12 protein-coding genes are annotated in these 15,161 nt (G+C 67.4%); 7 read left to right on the top strand and 5 right to left on the bottom strand.

Annotated elements, in window-relative coordinates; translation table 11 throughout:
- Window positions 1–27: 27 nt before the first annotated feature.
- On the bottom strand, window positions 28–1,470 hold the full coding sequence (locus ACFQ0E_RS16720) for a hypothetical protein (RefSeq protein ID WP_386825769.1): 1,443 nt from the start codon (window positions 1,468–1,470) through the stop codon (window positions 28–30).
- A gap of 365 nt (window positions 1,471–1,835) precedes the next feature.
- Between ACFQ0E_RS16720 and ACFQ0E_RS16725 the strand changes: the two genes are divergently transcribed.
- The 4 genes from ACFQ0E_RS16725 to ACFQ0E_RS16740 all read left to right on the top strand — a co-directional run bounded on the left by ACFQ0E_RS16725 (window position 1,836) and on the right by ACFQ0E_RS16740 (window position 8,226).
- Entirely contained in the window at window positions 1,836–4,661 is a 2,826-nt protein-coding gene (locus ACFQ0E_RS16725; RefSeq protein WP_386825771.1) for a 2-oxoglutarate dehydrogenase E1 component, read from the top strand.
- Window positions 4,662–4,797: 136 nt separating this feature from the next.
- Complete coding sequence (sucB, locus tag ACFQ0E_RS16730) at window positions 4,798–6,000, top strand: dihydrolipoyllysine-residue succinyltransferase (RefSeq protein ID WP_386825773.1); 1,203 nt, start codon at window positions 4,798–4,800, stop codon at window positions 5,998–6,000.
- A gap of 120 nt (window positions 6,001–6,120) precedes the next feature.
- Window positions 6,121–7,551, top strand: a complete 1,431-nt coding sequence (gene lpdA, locus ACFQ0E_RS16735) for a dihydrolipoyl dehydrogenase (RefSeq protein ID WP_386825774.1) — start codon at window positions 6,121–6,123, stop codon at window positions 7,549–7,551.
- A gap of 81 nt (window positions 7,552–7,632) precedes the next feature.
- Window positions 7,633–8,226: an LOG family protein gene (locus ACFQ0E_RS16740; RefSeq protein WP_386825775.1), complete on the top strand. Its 594-nt coding sequence runs from the start codon at window positions 7,633–7,635 to the stop codon at window positions 8,224–8,226.
- Between the two features lie 90 nt (window positions 8,227–8,316).
- Here the strand turns inward: ACFQ0E_RS16740 and ACFQ0E_RS16745 are convergent, their stop codons facing one another.
- Window positions 8,317–8,616, bottom strand: coding sequence for a GIY-YIG nuclease family protein (locus ACFQ0E_RS16745; RefSeq protein WP_386825777.1), 300 nt, complete (start codon window positions 8,614–8,616; stop codon window positions 8,317–8,319).
- Between the two features lie 250 nt (window positions 8,617–8,866).
- Here ACFQ0E_RS16745 and ACFQ0E_RS16750 point away from each other — a divergent pair, with 250 nt between their 5' ends.
- Together ACFQ0E_RS16750 and pilH are read left to right on the top strand one after the other, a co-directional pair.
- Window positions 8,867–9,865 carry an acrylyl-CoA reductase family protein gene (locus tag ACFQ0E_RS16750; protein WP_386825779.1) on the top strand — a complete coding sequence of 333 codons (999 nt, stop codon included), beginning with the start codon at window positions 8,867–8,869 and terminating at the stop codon, window positions 9,863–9,865.
- A gap of 141 nt (window positions 9,866–10,006) precedes the next feature.
- Window positions 10,007–10,378 (top strand): twitching motility response regulator PilH, encoded by a 372-nt coding sequence (pilH, locus tag ACFQ0E_RS16755; protein WP_386825781.1) that lies wholly within the window; start codon window positions 10,007–10,009, stop codon window positions 10,376–10,378.
- A gap of 69 nt (window positions 10,379–10,447) precedes the next feature.
- On the opposite strand, the gene ACFQ0E_RS16760 is transcribed toward pilH, so the two are convergent.
- Complete coding sequence (locus ACFQ0E_RS16760) at window positions 10,448–11,344, bottom strand: DnaJ C-terminal domain-containing protein (RefSeq protein WP_386825783.1); 897 nt, start codon at window positions 11,342–11,344, stop codon at window positions 10,448–10,450.
- Between the two features lie 178 nt (window positions 11,345–11,522).
- Window positions 11,523–11,990 (bottom strand): Hsp20/alpha crystallin family protein, encoded by a 468-nt coding sequence (locus tag ACFQ0E_RS16765; RefSeq protein WP_386825785.1) that lies wholly within the window; start codon window positions 11,988–11,990, stop codon window positions 11,523–11,525.
- A 202-nt stretch (window positions 11,991–12,192) separates the two neighbouring features.
- Between ACFQ0E_RS16765 and ACFQ0E_RS16770 the strand changes: the two genes are divergently transcribed.
- Window positions 12,193–12,669: a peroxiredoxin gene (locus tag ACFQ0E_RS16770; protein WP_386825787.1), complete on the top strand. Its 477-nt coding sequence runs from the start codon at window positions 12,193–12,195 to the stop codon at window positions 12,667–12,669.
- Window positions 12,670–12,759: 90 nt separating this feature from the next.
- On the opposite strand, the gene pbpC is transcribed toward ACFQ0E_RS16770, so the two are convergent.
- A complete protein-coding gene (pbpC, locus tag ACFQ0E_RS16775; protein ID WP_386825821.1) occupies window positions 12,760–15,153 on the bottom strand; it encodes a penicillin-binding protein 1C in 2,394 nt (797 codons plus the stop codon).
- Window positions 15,154–15,161 lie beyond the last annotated feature (8 nt).

A 15,161-nucleotide genomic window follows, 5' to 3' on the forward strand; every position in this document is an offset into this window, starting at 1 on the left:
TGCACTCGGGCGTCGCCTGATCTGTCATCAAGGCTTCGTCAGCGCCGAACGCCCGAGCATGAGTCGGAAGCGGTAGCCCTTGTCGCCGTGCTCGACCTGCTCCAGCTCCGGACCGAAGCCGGCATTGCCCTGCGTGGACGCGATCGCGCGCAGGGTGTCGGAAATGCAGGCCATGCGCTCAGCCTCGCCGTGGACGATCACGCGATCGCCGCGCCCCCGGACCTGGGTCACCCGGCAGCCGGCCGGCATCAGCGCCGAGATCCGCCGGCGCAGCTCGTCCGGCGGCGCCATGCCGACCGGTGTCTCGCTCGGTGCCACGTACAGGGTCGCCACCTGCGTGGGCACGGGCGAGGTCGGCGTCAATGCGGACATCGTGCCGGATACGACGCCATCGGGCGCACGATCCTGAACCTCGCGCAGCACCAGCGGCGAATCGGTCAGCACGAAACGGACGAACCGGCGCGACATGTCGCTGCTGCGCACGCCGCGCTCGACCTTTTCCGGCCCGCTGCGGCCGCCATCCGCAGCAGAGAGGCTGTTCAACAGCACGTCCATCTGGTCTTTCGGCGCCGAGTATTGGATGGACACCTTGCCTTCGGCGACCTGGACGCGCTCGATCTCCGTGCCGGGAGGCGCCATCTTCTCCAGATCGGCGCGGATCGCGTCCGCCGTCCGGTAGCGACGCGCGTCGGCAGTGGCCTGGGCCTGCTGGCGCTCGCGGACCTCGGCCTCGATCTCGTCGATCGGCCGCTCGAAGACGAACCGCCCGCGCATGTCCTCCGGCCGCCAGGGCCGCAGCGCACCGTTGCGCGGCCAGTGCAGGCGACCGGTGTGACGCCCGACCGGAACCGGCACTTCCGCGCAGCCGTCGCCGCACCAGACGCTCACGCCCACGGTGTCCAGCTCGGGGGCCTCGCCGATGATCGAGCCATCCTCGGCCAGCGTGAGCCGCAGCGGCTTGCGATACGCCCGGGGGATCTCGATCCAGCCGTCCCGGCAGGTCAAGGCGGTGCCGAATCGCAGTTCCCTCACGATCTCCGCCTGGGGGCCGAGTTCGGCGAGCCGTGCGTCGTAGGCGTTCCGGCCGTGCCGCAGGATGTAGGTGGACCGCGCCGGGTCCGACTGCAGGTGGTACCACTCGCGGTAACGGGGCTTCTCGAACTCGCGGATGACCTTCAGGTGCTGCATCACCCGGTCATCGCCGACGAAGAAGCGCAGCCTGTAAGCACCCGGCGCCATGCGACGGATCTCCAGCCCGCCGATCTGCTCGGGCGGAATGGTGGCGCCATTGGCGGCCGGGAGGGCCTCGAAGGGGGATCCGGTGAAGGTGACTCCCCCCTCCCCGGGCACGTTGAAGGCGAAGCTGCCATGGATGTCCGGGCAGCCGTAGGCGTCGACCGCCAGCGCCTTGCGCCCCGCCTGCCCGCCGCCCGCTGCACCGCCACCGCATCCCGCCAGCAGCAGGACCATAGCCAACCCCGCCAGACCCGCGCGCATACCATCCCGCATCTTCGCCCCCTCCCCCATGGATTCGCCGGGACCATACCAGTCTGCACTGGCCTCGCAGGCCGGCAGCGACGAAGTATCGCCGGACGCACCCGGCAGCCCAGCGGCGTACGACCATGGTCGAACGCAGCCCCACGCACGCTGTCACCGCCGTCACAATGGCGGTCGAAAGGCCGGGAAAGACACGTCATGAAACATCGGAATGGTGCGCTGCGGCGGACCCTGCGTCTATAATTCCGGTCCTTTCGCCCTTGCCGCGAACCCTGCCGGAAGCTCGGCGGATCAAGCGGTTACCCACTCCTCCGCGCTTTCCGACACTCAGGCTCCAAGTGGACAGTCTCCTGAAGCAATTCGCGCAATCCTCCCAGCTCGGCGCCAACGCGGCGTACATCGAGGACCTCTACGAACAGTACCTGGTCGATCCCGACAGCGTCGGACCGAAATGGAAGGCCTATTTCGACGGCGTGAAGGGGCGGGACGGTCACGACGTTCCGCACTCGGCCGTGATCGAAGCCATCGCCGAAGCCGGTCGCCAGGCCGCGCGCGGCGTGGTGGTCGCCCAGGCCGGGAGCGACAGCCGCGAGTTCGCGGTCGGCAAGCTGATCGTGGCCTACCGCTCGCGCGGCCACCTCGCGGCCAGCCTCGACCCGCTGGGCATGTGGGACAAGAGCGAAGCCCCGGACCTCGACATCGGCTTCCACGGTCTGTCGAACGCCGATCTCGACGCCACCTTTTCCAGCGGCGGCGTCGGCGGCAACGCGCAGATGAAGCTGCGCGACCTCGTCGCCCGTCTCAAGGCGACCTACACCGGCAGCATCGGCGCCGAGTTCATGCACATCACCGACGTCGAACAGCGTCGCTGGATGTACGAACGCCTCGAAGCCACCGGCGGCGACTTCAAGCGCAGCAGGGAAGACCGCCAGCGCATCCTCGAGCGCCTCACCGCCGCCGAAGGCCTGGAGCGCTACCTGCACACCAAGTACGTCGGCCAGAAACGCTTCTCGCTGGAAGGCGGCGACGCGCTGATTCCGATGCTCGACGTGATGATCCGCCGCGCCGGCAGCGACGGCGTCAAGGACGTGATCCTCGGCATGGCCCACCGCGGCCGCCTCAACGTGCTGGTCAACACGCTCGGCAAGCCGCCGCGCAAGCTGTTCGACGAGTTCGAAGGCAAGTTCGAGCACGACGAGCACGCCCATGCCGGCGACGTGAAGTACCACATGGGCTTCAGCGCCGACATCGCCACTCCGGGCGGCCCGGTCCACCTCGCCCTCGCCTTCAATCCCTCGCATCTGGAAATCGTCGATCCCGTCGTCGCCGGCAGCGTGCGTTCGCGCCAGCTGCGTCGCGGCGACCAGGCGCGCACCCAGGTGGTGCCGATCCTGATGCACGGCGACGCCGCGTTCGCGGGTCAGGGCGTGGTGATGGAGCTGTTCCAGATGTCGCAGGCCCGCGGTTTCGCGGTCGGCGGCACGATCCACATCGTGATCAACAACCAGGTCGGCTTCACCACCAGCGAACGCCAGGACGCCCGCTCCACGCTGTACTGCACCGACGTGGCCAAGATGGTCGGCGCCCCGGTGCTGCACGTGAACGGCGACGACCCGGACGCGGTCGCCTTCTGCGCCGACCTGGCTTTCGACTTCCGCCAGAAGTTCGGCAAGGACGTGGTCATCGACCTCGTCTGCTATCGCCGCCACGGCCACAACGAGGCCGACGAACCGGCGGCGACCCAGCCGCAGATGTACCAGAACATCCGCAAGCGCAAGACCACGCGCGAACTCTATGCGGAGAAGCTGGTCGCCGAAGGCGCGCTGAAGGCCGAGGACGCGCAGTCGCTGGTCGACGGCTACCGCCAGAAGCTGGATGACGGCGTGGTCACCACCGAACTGGCCCCGGCCAATCCGGATGCCTACTCGATCGACTGGAACCCGCTGCTCGCCGGCAAGCTCAGCGATCCGGTCGACACCCGCGTCGCACGCGACAAGCTCGACGGTCTGGCGAAGGTCATCAACACCCTGCCCGACGGTGCCGTCCTGCACCCGCGCGTCGCGAAGATCTACGAAGATCGCCGCAAGATGGGCGCCGGCGAACTGCCGGGCGACTGGGGCTTCGCCGAGAACCTCGCCTACGCCACGCTGCTCGCGGAAGGCTACAAGCTGCGTCTGGTCGGCCAGGACTGCGGTCGCGGCACCTTCTTCCACCGTCATGCGGTGCTGCACGACCAGAACGTCGACGTCGACCACGTCCCGCTGCGCCAGCTGGTGACGAACCCGGAAGACGCGACGATCATCGACTCGCTGCTCAGCGAGGAAGCGGTCATGGCGTTCGAATACGGCTATTCGACCGCCGACCCCATGACCCTGGACGTCTGGGAAGCCCAGTTCGGCGACTTCGCCAACGGCGCCCAGGTGGTGATCGACCAGTTCCTGTCCTCGGGCGAGGCCAAGTGGGGCCGTCTCTGCGGTCTGGCGCTGTTCCTGCCGCACGGCTACGAAGGCCAGGGTCCGGAGCATTCGTCCGCGCGCCTCGAACGCTTCCTGCAGCTGTGCGCGCTGGACAACATGATGGTCTGCACGCCGACCACACCGGCGCAGGCCTTCCACATGATCCGCCGGCAGATGCGCATGACCACGCGCAAGCCGCTGGTGGTGATGACGCCGAAGTCGCTGCTGCGCCACAAGCTCGCGGTGTCGTCGCTCGACGAGCTGGCGAACGGCGGCTTCCAGCACCTGATCCCGGACAGCACCGCCGCCGACCCGAAGAAGGTCAAGCGCGTGGTGGTCTGCGGCGGCAAGGTCTACTACGACCTGGTCGAGGAAGCCCAGAAGCGCGATCTGAAGGACGTCGCGATCATCCGCATCGAGCAGCTCTATCCGTTCCCGCGCCAGCAGCTGATCGCCGAACTGAAGAAGTACGGCAAGAACGTGCAGGTGATCTGGTGCCAGGAAGAGCCGCAGAACCAGGGCGCGTGGTACCAGATCCAGCACCACCTGCGCTTCTGCCTGCAGGACAAGCAGACGCTGCACTACGCCGGTCGCGCACGCTCGCCCTCGCCGGCTGCCGGTCACTTCAACGACCATGTCGTCGAGCAGCAGGCGCTGATCGCCGACGCCCTCGTGAACTCGCCAGACGGCGAGTTCGAGGAAGAGTGATCACACCGAAGCGGGTGCCGGCGATCCGGCATCCGCTTCGCAGGTTTCATCGAGCACGTTTTGACCGCTTGATCTTGCAATCCGCCGTTCCGCGCATCGCGCAGTCCGGCACCAACACAACTTCCAGGACGCCACCATGGCCACCGAAATCAAGGTTCCCGTTCTTCCCGAATCCGTCTCCGACGCCGTCATCGCCACCTGGCACAAGAAGGTCGGCGACGCCGTCAAGCGCGACGAGAACATCGTCGACCTCGAGACCGACAAGGTCGTTCTGGAAGTCCCCTCGACCGTCGATGGCGTCATCAAGGAACTGAAGTTCGCCGAAGGCGCGACCGTCCTCAGCCAGCAGGTCATCGCGGTGATCGAGGAAGGCGCCGTGGCCGCCGCAGCCGCGCCGGCCGCCGCCGGTCCGGAACAGGTCCAGCCGAAGGCCGAGGCCGCCAAGGCCGCTGCCGCCGCCCCGACGAGCACCAAGCCGGCCCCGGTCGGCGGCGACCTGCCGCCTGGCGCCCGCTTCGCCGCCGCCACCAGCGGCGTCAACCCGGCCGACGTCCAGGGCACCGGCCGTCGCGGTGCGGTCACGAAGGAAGACATCGTCAACTACGCCAGCGGCAAGATCGCCGGCGTCGGCGGCGGCGCACGTCCGGAAGAGCGCGTGCCGATGACCCGCATGCGCACCCGCATCGCCGAGCGCCTGATGCAGTCGAAGAACTCCATCGCGATGCTGACCTCGTTCAACGAGGTGAACCTGTCCAAGGTCATGCAGATGCGCAAGGAGCTGGGCGAGCAGTTCGAGAAGGCCAACGGCATCAAGCTTGGCTTCATGAGCTTCTTCGCCAAGGCAGCCGCCAACGCGCTGCAGCGCCACCCGATCATCAACGCCTCGGTCGACGGCAGCGACATCATCTACCACGGCTACGCCGACATCTCGATCGCCGTGTCGACCGACAAGGGCCTGGTCACGCCGGTCCTGCGCAACGTCGAGCGCATGGGCTTCGCCGACATCGAAGCCGCCATCGTCGGCTACGCCAAGGCGGCCCGCGAAGGCGGCCTGAAGCTGGAAGACCTGCAGGGCGGCACCTTCACGATCACCAATGGCGGCACCTTCGGCTCGCTGATGTCGACGCCGATCGTGAACCCGCCGCAGTCGGCGATCCTCGGCATGCACGCCATCAAGGAGCGCGCGATCGTCGAGAACGGCCAGGTCATCGCCGCGCCGATGATGTACCTCGCGCTGAGCTACGACCACCGCATCATCGACGGCAAGGACGCGGTGCTGTTCCTGGTCGACATCAAGAACCAGCTGGAAAACCCGCACCGCATGCTGCTGGGCATGTAATCCCACTCGCCCCCTCCCCCGCATGCGGGGGAGGGCTGGGGTGGGGGATCGGACACGTCGCCCCCATCCCGACCTTCCCCCGCACGCGGGGGAAGGAGACAAACCTCAACGGGAAGTGACATGAGCGACACCCAACAATTCGACGTCATCGTCATCGGCGCCGGCCCCGCCGGCTACCACGCCGCCATCCGCGCCGCCCAGCTGGGCATGAAGACCGCGTGCATCGACGCCGCGCTCGGCAAGGACGGCAAGCCCGCGCTCGGCGGCACCTGCCTGCGCGTCGGCTGCATTCCGTCGAAGGCGCTGCTCGATTCCTCGCGCCAGTTCTGGAACATGGGCCATATCTTCGGCGACCACGGCATCAGCTTCGACAATGCGAAGATCGATGTCAGCGCGATGGTCGGCCGCAAGGACAAGATCGTCAAGCAGTTCACCGGCGGCATCGCCCAGCTGTTCAAGGCGAACAAGATCACCGCGTTCTACGGCTTCGGCACCCTGCACGCCGGCAATGTCGTCAAGGTGAAGCAGCACGACGGTTCCGAAGTCGAGCTGAAGGGTACCAACGTCATCCTCGCCGCCGGTTCGGATTCGATCGAACTGCCGTTCGCGAAGTTCGATGGCCAGCACATCGTCGACAACGTCGGCGCGCTGGACTTCACCGAAGTGCCCAAGCGCCTCGGCGTGATCGGCGCCGGCGTGATCGGCCTGGAACTGGGCAGCGTGTGGAACCGCCTCGGCGCCAAGGTCACGATCCTCGAAGCGATGCCCGACTTCCTGGCCGCTGCCGATGGCGAAGCCGCGAAGGTCGCCGCGCGCGAGTTCAAGAAGCAGGGCCTCGACATCCAGCTCGGCGCGAAGGTCAGCAAGGCCGAAGTGAAGAACGGCGAAGTGCACCTGACCTACACCGACGCCAAGGGCGAGCAGAACATCGTCGTCGACAAGCTGCTGGTCGCCGTGGGCCGCAAGGCCGCGAGCAAGGGCCTGCTGGCCGACGGCACCGGCGTGCAGCTCGACGAGCGCGGCCGCATCGTGGTCGACGAGCACTGCCACACCGGCGTCGACGGCGTCTGGGCGGTCGGCGACTGCGTCCGTGGCCCGATGCTGGCGCACAAGGGTTTCGAGGAAGGCATTGCGGTGGCCGAGCTGATCGCCGGCCTGCCGGGCCACGTCAACTTCGACACCATCCCGTGGGTCATCTACACCGAGCCGGAAATCGCCTGGGTCGGCAAGACCGAGGAGCAGTTGAAGGCCGAGGGCATTCCGTACAAGGCCGGCAGCTTCCCGTTCGCCGCCGTCGGCCGTGCGGTCGCGATGGCCGAACCGGCCGGTTTCGTGAAGGTGCTCGCGCACGCCGAGACCGACCGCGTGCTCGGCATGCACCTGGTCGGCGCCAACGTCTCCGAACTGGTCCATGAAGGCGTGCTGACCATGGAGTTCAGCGGCTCCGCCGACGACCTCGCCCGCATCTGCCACGCGCATCCGAGCCTCTCGGAAGCGGTGCACGACGCCGCGATGGCCGTCCACAAGCGGGCGATCCACAAGGCGAACTGATCCGCCCCACGCACACGAAACGGCGCACCTCGGTGCGCCGTTTCGCTTTCGGTCCCCTGAATGTTTCTGCGGAATCCCCCCATGAAATCCATCTGCGTCTATTGCGGCTCCAACGCCGGCAGCAAACCCGCCTATGCCGAGCGCGCCCGCGCCCTCGGCGCGCGTATCGCCAGCGAAGGCCTGCAGCTGGTCTACGGCGGCGGCAACGTCGGCCTGATGGGCATCGTCGCCGATGCCGTGCTCGAACACGGTGGCGAAGTCGTCGGCGTCATTCCCGAGCAGCTGGTGCAATGGGAAGTCGCGCACACCGGCGTCACCCGGCTGGAAGTGGTCGCGAACATGCACGAACGCAAGGCGCGGATGTTCGACCTCGCCGACGCCTTCGTCGCCCTGCCCGGCGGCTTCGGCACGCTCGACGAGATGTTCGAGATGCTCACCTGGCGCCAGCTCGGCCTCGGCCGCAAGCCCTGTGCCTTCCTCGATGTCGACGGCTTCTACGCTCCGCTGATCGGCATGATCGACCGCATGGTCGAGGAACGCTTCCTGCACCCCGAACAGCGTCATGACCTCTGGCACGGCGAGGACATCGATACCCTGTTCGCGTGGATGCGCGACTACACCCCCGCACAGGCGGACAAGTGGCTGGACGAGAAACGGCGGAAGGAGATGCGCTGAACGACCTGCGGCATCGTGTGTGTTTGCCGTCATCCTCGCGAACGCGAGGACCCAGCCATCAGCCACGATATCGCTCAGCAAACGCGCTCATCACGACGAGTTGCGCACCAATCCAGGATAGAGATCCGTCCACTCCGGGTTACGCGCTTCGATCAATTCGATCTTCCAGCGACGCATCCACCGCTTCATCGCTTTCTCTCGAGTGATCGCCTGTTCCATGGTGTCGTGGCCCTCGAACCAGACCAGGCGATGTACCTCGTAGCGCATGGTGAAGCCAGCGCAATGGCCGTGCCGGTGTTGCCACAGCCGGCCGATCAGGTCCGACGTCACGCCAATGTAGAGCGTTCCGTTGCGCCGACTGGCCAGCATGTAGACGCAGGGCGATTTCATGCATCGCAGCTTCCCGACGCAGTGAGAATTCCGGTATCGGAAAAACCCGCGCATCTGCATCGGACTTCAACGCATCGCCTATGAACAATCCTGTCCCCGCTGCCAGCGGTGACCGGGCCATACCGCAACGTCGGGATGGGTCCTCGCTTGCGCGAGGATGACGACTGAATCTGTCGCCGTTCGGGCTCACCACGACATCCCCGACCCCGCATGCGATCATGCCCCAATCGAACGCTCAGGATCCCCCGACATGTCCGTTCCCGGCACCTTCAACGCCTTCCGCATCCGCAACGACGCTGCCGGCGGCTACCGCAGCGGCATCGAGGAGACGCGCATCGATGAGCTCGCTCCGGGCGAGATCGTCATCAAGACGGCCTACTCCTCGGTCAACTACAAGGACGCGCTGGCCGGCACCGGCGAAGGCAAGATCCTGCGCTTCTTCCCGCTGGTCGGCGGCATCGATGTCGCCGGGCACGTGGTGTCCTCTACAGATCCGGCCTTTCGCGAAGGCGATGCCGTGCTGGTCACCGGCTGCGGGCTCAGCGAGACCCGCGACGGCGGCTACAGCGAGTACGCGCGCATCGAAGCGAAATGGGCAATTCCCCTGCCCGCCGGCCTCAGCCTGCGCGAGAGCATGATTCTCGGCACCGCCGGCTTCACCGCCGCGCTGGCGCTGCTGCGCATGGAGGACAACCGCCAGTCGCCCGAGCTGGGCCCGCTGGCCGTGACCGGCGCCACCGGCGGCGTGGGCTCGCTGGCGGTCGACATCTTCACCCGCGCCGGCTACGAGGTGCATGCGATCAGCGGCAAATCCGAGCATGCCGACTACCTCAAGTCGCTCGGCGCCACCCAGGTACTCGGCCGCGACGTGCTGGCCGAAGCCCGCCCGCTGGAAGCCGCGCGCTTCGGCGGCGGCCTCGACAACGTCGGCGGCACCATGCTGGCCAGCCTCCTTGCCCGCACGCGCCCCTACGGCAACGTCGGCAGCGCCGGGCTCGCCGCGACCGCCGAGCTGCCGACCACGGTCATGCCCTTCATCATCCGCGGCGTGTCCCTGGTCGGCGTGGCCTCGGCCGGTACCGCCCGCGATATCCGTGACGAAGTCTGGAAGCGCCTGGCAGGGGCGTGGAAGCCTGCGCATCTGGAGACCATCTGCACGCGCGAGGTCGGACTCGATGGCCTGCCGGAGGTGTTCGCGGGTATGCTCAAGGGCGGCTCGTTCGGGCGGACGCTGGTCCGCCTGGGCTGACCGGGGCAGACGGGTCCGGAAGGGGTTCCGGGCAGGTCCGCATCGGCGGGCCTTGTGCACTGCATCAACAATCCGACGGGGACCGCTTCCGGCCGACAACGGGGGCGACTACACTGGGCACAGTCTTACAAGGGGTTCCGCATGGCACGCATCCTGATCGTCGACGACTCACCGTCGCAGCTGATGGGCATCCGCCGCATCGTCGAAAAACTCGGACATGAAGCACTGACCGCTGAAGACGGCGCCGCCGGCGTCGAGGTGGCCAAGCGCGAGATCCCGGACCTGATCCTGATGGACGTGGTCATGCCGAACCTGAACGGCTTCCAGGCCACGCGCACCATCTCGCGCGAGCCGACCACCAAGCACATTCCGATCGTGCTGGTCACCACCAAGGACCAGGACACCGACCGCGTGTGGGGCATGCGCCAGGGCGCCAAGGCCTACCTGACCAAGCCCTTCAGCGAAACCGAGCTGTCCGACACGATCACCAAATACGTCTCCGGCCAGGGCTGAATTCCACCCCTGCTCCGACGCACGAAAAAGCCGCCTTGAAGGCGGCTTTTTCCTTTCCGGTCATCGCATTCACGCCCTGCGCCAGTCGTCGCCGAACGCCTCGCGCATCCGGCGGTACGCCTCGCGCTCGGCCTCGGTGTTCGCGCGCGGTGCCAGCACTTCGAGTTCTACGATCTGGTCGCCGTCGGCCGCGCCGCCGGTGCCCGGCAGGCCGCGACCGCGCAGGCGCAGACGTCGACCGGCTTCGGAATCGGCCGGGATCTTCAGCTCGACCGCACCGCCGAGCGTCGGCACGCTGACCGTGGCGCCGAGGGCCGCTTCCCAAGGCGCGACCGGGAGGACGTGGATGATGTTGCGGCCATCGACCTCGAACTGCGGATGCGCGGCGTACTCCACTTCCAGCAGCAGGTCACCGCCGCCAGGCGCCTGCCCGGCAAGGCGAATCGCCTGCCCGGGCTTGATGCCCCTGGGCACGCGCACGTCGAGCGAACGGCCCGCGACGGTGACGCGCACCGGCTCGCCGCGATGCACGGCTTCCAGCGGGACCGCGAACTTCGCCCGCATCGCGCCGTCGCCACGCGGCCGCTGTCGGGCACCGGGCCCGGCAGCGCCGGCCCGACGACCGAACAGTTCCTGGAAGAAATCGCTGAAACCGCCGTTGCCGCCACCGGCGAAGATCTCGTCGAAGTCGACGCCACCGGGGCCGCCGAAACCGCCCGGCGGTGGCTGTACTTCGTCGCCGGGCCGGTAGCCCCGTGCGCGCAGCTGGTCGTAGGCCTTACGCTTCTCCGGGTCGCGCAGGGCCTCGTAGGCTTCGTTGACGGCCTTGAACTTCTCCTCGGCACCCGGCTCCTTGCTGACGTCGGGGTGGTACTTGCGCGCGAGCCGGCGGTAGGCGGTCTTGAGCTCCGCCTCGCCCGCGCCCGGCTCGACGCCGAGGATGTCGTAGTAATCCTTGAATCGCATGACGCGAACACCCGTGGGTTTTCGAATGCGGTGAACTATAGCGGACGCGGCATCGCGGATGCGTCGCGTCCGGATGCGCGTGACCCGCCTGAGCGGCGGGTCACGTGTGTCGCGATCGGCAGGAAGAGATGCACGATGCGACGGAAGCGACGCGAGCGGCGTCGCGCGCGTGGCGGACTCAGGACTTGAGCGCGGGGCTGCCGACCTGGATGCGGCGCGGCGTCGACTCGGCGCGCTTGGGAATCACGATCTGCAGCACGCCGTTCTGGCCGGATGCGGTGATGCCGTCGGCATCGGCGGTGTCCGGCAGCGCGAATCGGCGATGGAAACTGCCGTAGTTGCGTTCGATGCGCGAGAAGCGCTCGGACTGCTCGACGGTCTCGCGCTGGCGCTCGCCCTTGATGCTCAGGATGCCCTTGTCCATCAGCACTTCGACATCCTTCGGATCGATGCCGGGAAGATCGGCGAGGATCAGGAAACGATCGGCCTCTTCCTTGATGTCGACGCGCGGCACCCACTGGCTGGTGACCACCGACGACTCGTCGGGGTTATCGCCCGTGTTGAGGAAACGGTCGAACATCTGCTTCAGGTCGTCGTGGATGCGTGCCTGGGCGGGCCAGGCCTGCTGGTAGCGCATGAGGCTCATGGAAATCTCCCGGTAACAATGATGTGTTGGGTCGGTTGTTCGGGGCGAGACGTCATCGCCTTGCAACCGAAATAGGCGCTGTACCCGGGATTTCAAGCGCGGAGGACTGCCGTTCGTCGTCCCGTCGTTCAGGTTTGCCGATACACTGGCGACGTACCCTACCGGCAACCGAGCCGGTTCCCCCAAGCGCAGGAGCATCGACATGACCATCCAGATCGGCGACCGCATTCCCGAAGTCAACATCAAGCGCATCAACGATGGCGTCGACACCATCGACACCCACGCCTTCTTCGAAGGCAAGAAGATCGTGCTGTTCTCCGTGCCGGGCGCCTTCACCCCGACGTGTTCGGAAAAGCATCTGCCCGGCTACATCGCGCTGTTCGACGCATTCCGCGACAAGGGCGTCGGCATCGCCTGCATGTCGGTGAACGATCCTTTCGTGATGAAGGCCTGGGCCGCCAGCCAGAACGCGCCGAGCGAGATGGAAATCCTCGCCGACGGCAACGGCGACTTCGCCAAGGCCCTGGGCCTGGAAATGGACGCCAGCGCCTACGGCATGGGCATTCGCAGCAAGCGCTTCGCGATGCTCGTGGACAACGGCGTGGTCAAGCAGCTCGAAGTGGAAGCGCCCGGCGAATTCCGCGTGTCGACGGCGGAACACATGCTGACGCTGGTGTAACTCTGCTGTTGTAGAGCCGAGCTAGCTCCGCTCACCATCTCGGAAAAAGCATGAGCGGAGCAAGCTCCGCTCTACGCGACACGCTCTGGTTCACTCCAGCACGGTGAATCCGATCCGCGTCCACGCGCCGCTGTCGGCGAGCGCGGTCAGCACATGTTCGCCAGGCTCGCCGAAATCGCGGACGAGCGGCTGGCTGCCGGTGGTTTCGGCGATCCACTTGCCATCGAGCAACCACTGCACCTTGCGTTCGGTACCGAGCGCACGCAGCGAGAGACGCACGGCATGTTCGCTGCCCGGCGCGCGCACCAGGGTCGCGCCGTCGTTGAGCCCGTCGATGCGCAGTTCCTCGCTGGCTTCGCGACCATCCGGCATGCAGTCTGCGGCGAGCGACGGCAGCGTGGACGCACGACGCGTCTCGCTCGACAGCCACGGCGTCGCCAATGCAGGCCAGCGTGCGATCTCCGCGCGCCGCGTCGCGTGTTCGAGCGAACACACGGCGGTCACGCGCTCGCCGCTGCGCACGTCCACCTCGAACGATTCGCGTCCCGCATGCCACAGCCGCGCACCTCGCTCGGCGAAGGTCGGCGGCACCGCGCCATCCAGCGCCCACGCCTTCATCCTGCGCTGGCACAGCGACGCAGGCTGATCGGCGGCAGCCGTGCCGAGCGGCCAGCACACCTCGATCTCCGCGACATTCGCCGGTGGCGGCAACGGCATCGCGTCGCGCGCGCCGCGCGGCAGGGAATCCACCACTTCGAACAGCAGCGGCAGTGCGGTCAGCGCGCCGTACTGTCCCGGCAACGGCGTGCCGTCCGGACGACCGACCCACACACCCACCGTGTAGCGACGCGTGCCACCCACCGCCCAGGCATCGCGGAAGCCATAACTGGTGCCGGTTTTCCACGCCACGCGCGGACGCGAGCCGCGATCGAATTGCTCCAGTTCGCCTGGACGCGGATTGGTTTCGAGGATCTCGCGCACGATCCACGCCGCGCCCGGCGACAGCATGCGCCGATCGATCTTCGGATCTGCAGGCGTGTAGCGCACGCGACCGGCGATACCGTTGCGATTGAAACCGGCGTAGGTGCCGACCAGGTCTTCGAGTCGCGCGCCAGTGCCACCGAGGATCAGCGCGAGATTGGGCTTCGCGCTGTCCGGAAAACGCAGCGGGATGCCCGCATGATCGATGCGCGCGGCGAAGCGGCCGGGGCCGACGCGATCGAGCAGATCGACGGCCGGGACGTTGAGCGACAGGCGCAGCGATTGCGCAACGCCGACAGGACCGTTGAAGGCTTCGCCGAAGTTGCCGGGACGGTAGTCGCCGAAAGTCTGCGGCGCGTCGACCAGCAGGCTTTCGGAATGGATCATGCCGTCGTCGATCGCCATGCCGTACAGGAAGGGCTTGAGCGTCGAGCCCGGCGAACGCCACGCACGCACCATGTCGACATGGCCGAGACGCGCCTTGTCGCCGAAGGTCACCGAGCCGACGTAGGCGCGCGCCTCCATGGTCGCGTTGTCGACGACGAGCAGCGCCGCCGACGTGCGCTCCGGCAGGTTCGAGAAATACGCGGCGACGCGCTCTTCCAGCGTGCGCTGCAGGTTGGCGTCGATGGTCGATGCGATGCGCGCCTGCTTCGGATGCGCGCTGCGCAGGCGCTGCGCGAGCAGCGAGGCGATCATCGGCGGCTGCAGTTGCCGCGCGACGACGGGCTCGATGCGCGCGTCCTCGACCTGCTCGCGCGTCCACACGCCGAGGTCGGCCATGCGGTCGAGCACCTTGTCGCGCGCGGCCTGCGCGGCCTCGGGATGTCGATCCGGACGACGACGGCTCGGCGATTGCGGCAGCACCGCGAGCAAGGCGGCCTCCGCGCGCGACAGCTGCGAGGCGGGCTTGCCGAGATAGGCCCAGCTCGCCGCCTCGACGCCTTCGATGGTGCCGCCGAACGGTGCGCGTTCGAGATAGAGGATCAGGATCTCGCGCTTGCTGAGGTACGCTTCGAGCTGGAGCGCGCGGAGGATCTGCACCAGCTTGCGCCAGGGCGTGCGCGTCGCACCTGCACGCTCGCGATCGAGGATGCGCGCGACCTGCATGGTCAGGGTCGAGCCGCCCGACACCGTGCGCCCGCTGGTCATCATCTGCCCAGCAGCGCGGACCAGCGCGATCGGGTTCACGCCCGGATGCCGGTGGAACCAGCGGTCCTCGTAGTTCAGCAGGGCTTCGAGGTACAGCGGCGACACCGACTCCGGCGTCGCCGGATAGCGCCACACGCCGTCGGCATCCGCGAACGCGCGCAGCGGCGTGCCGTCGCGCGCGACCACGAGCGTGCTCGTGTCGCGCGCCTTCGGCAATTGGGGCGGGAAGACCAGGTCGAGCAGAAGCAGCGTCGACAGCAGCGCGACAGTGCCCCAGCGCAGCCAGGGCAGGCTTTTACGTATCCCACTCCGGAGACGCACGATACGCGTCCCGACGCCCTCTCCCACCATCGGGAGAG

This window comes from Lysobacter brunescens, from assembly GCF_042677005.1.
Lineage (GTDB): Bacteria > Pseudomonadota > Gammaproteobacteria > Xanthomonadales > Xanthomonadaceae > Lysobacter_I > Lysobacter_I brunescens.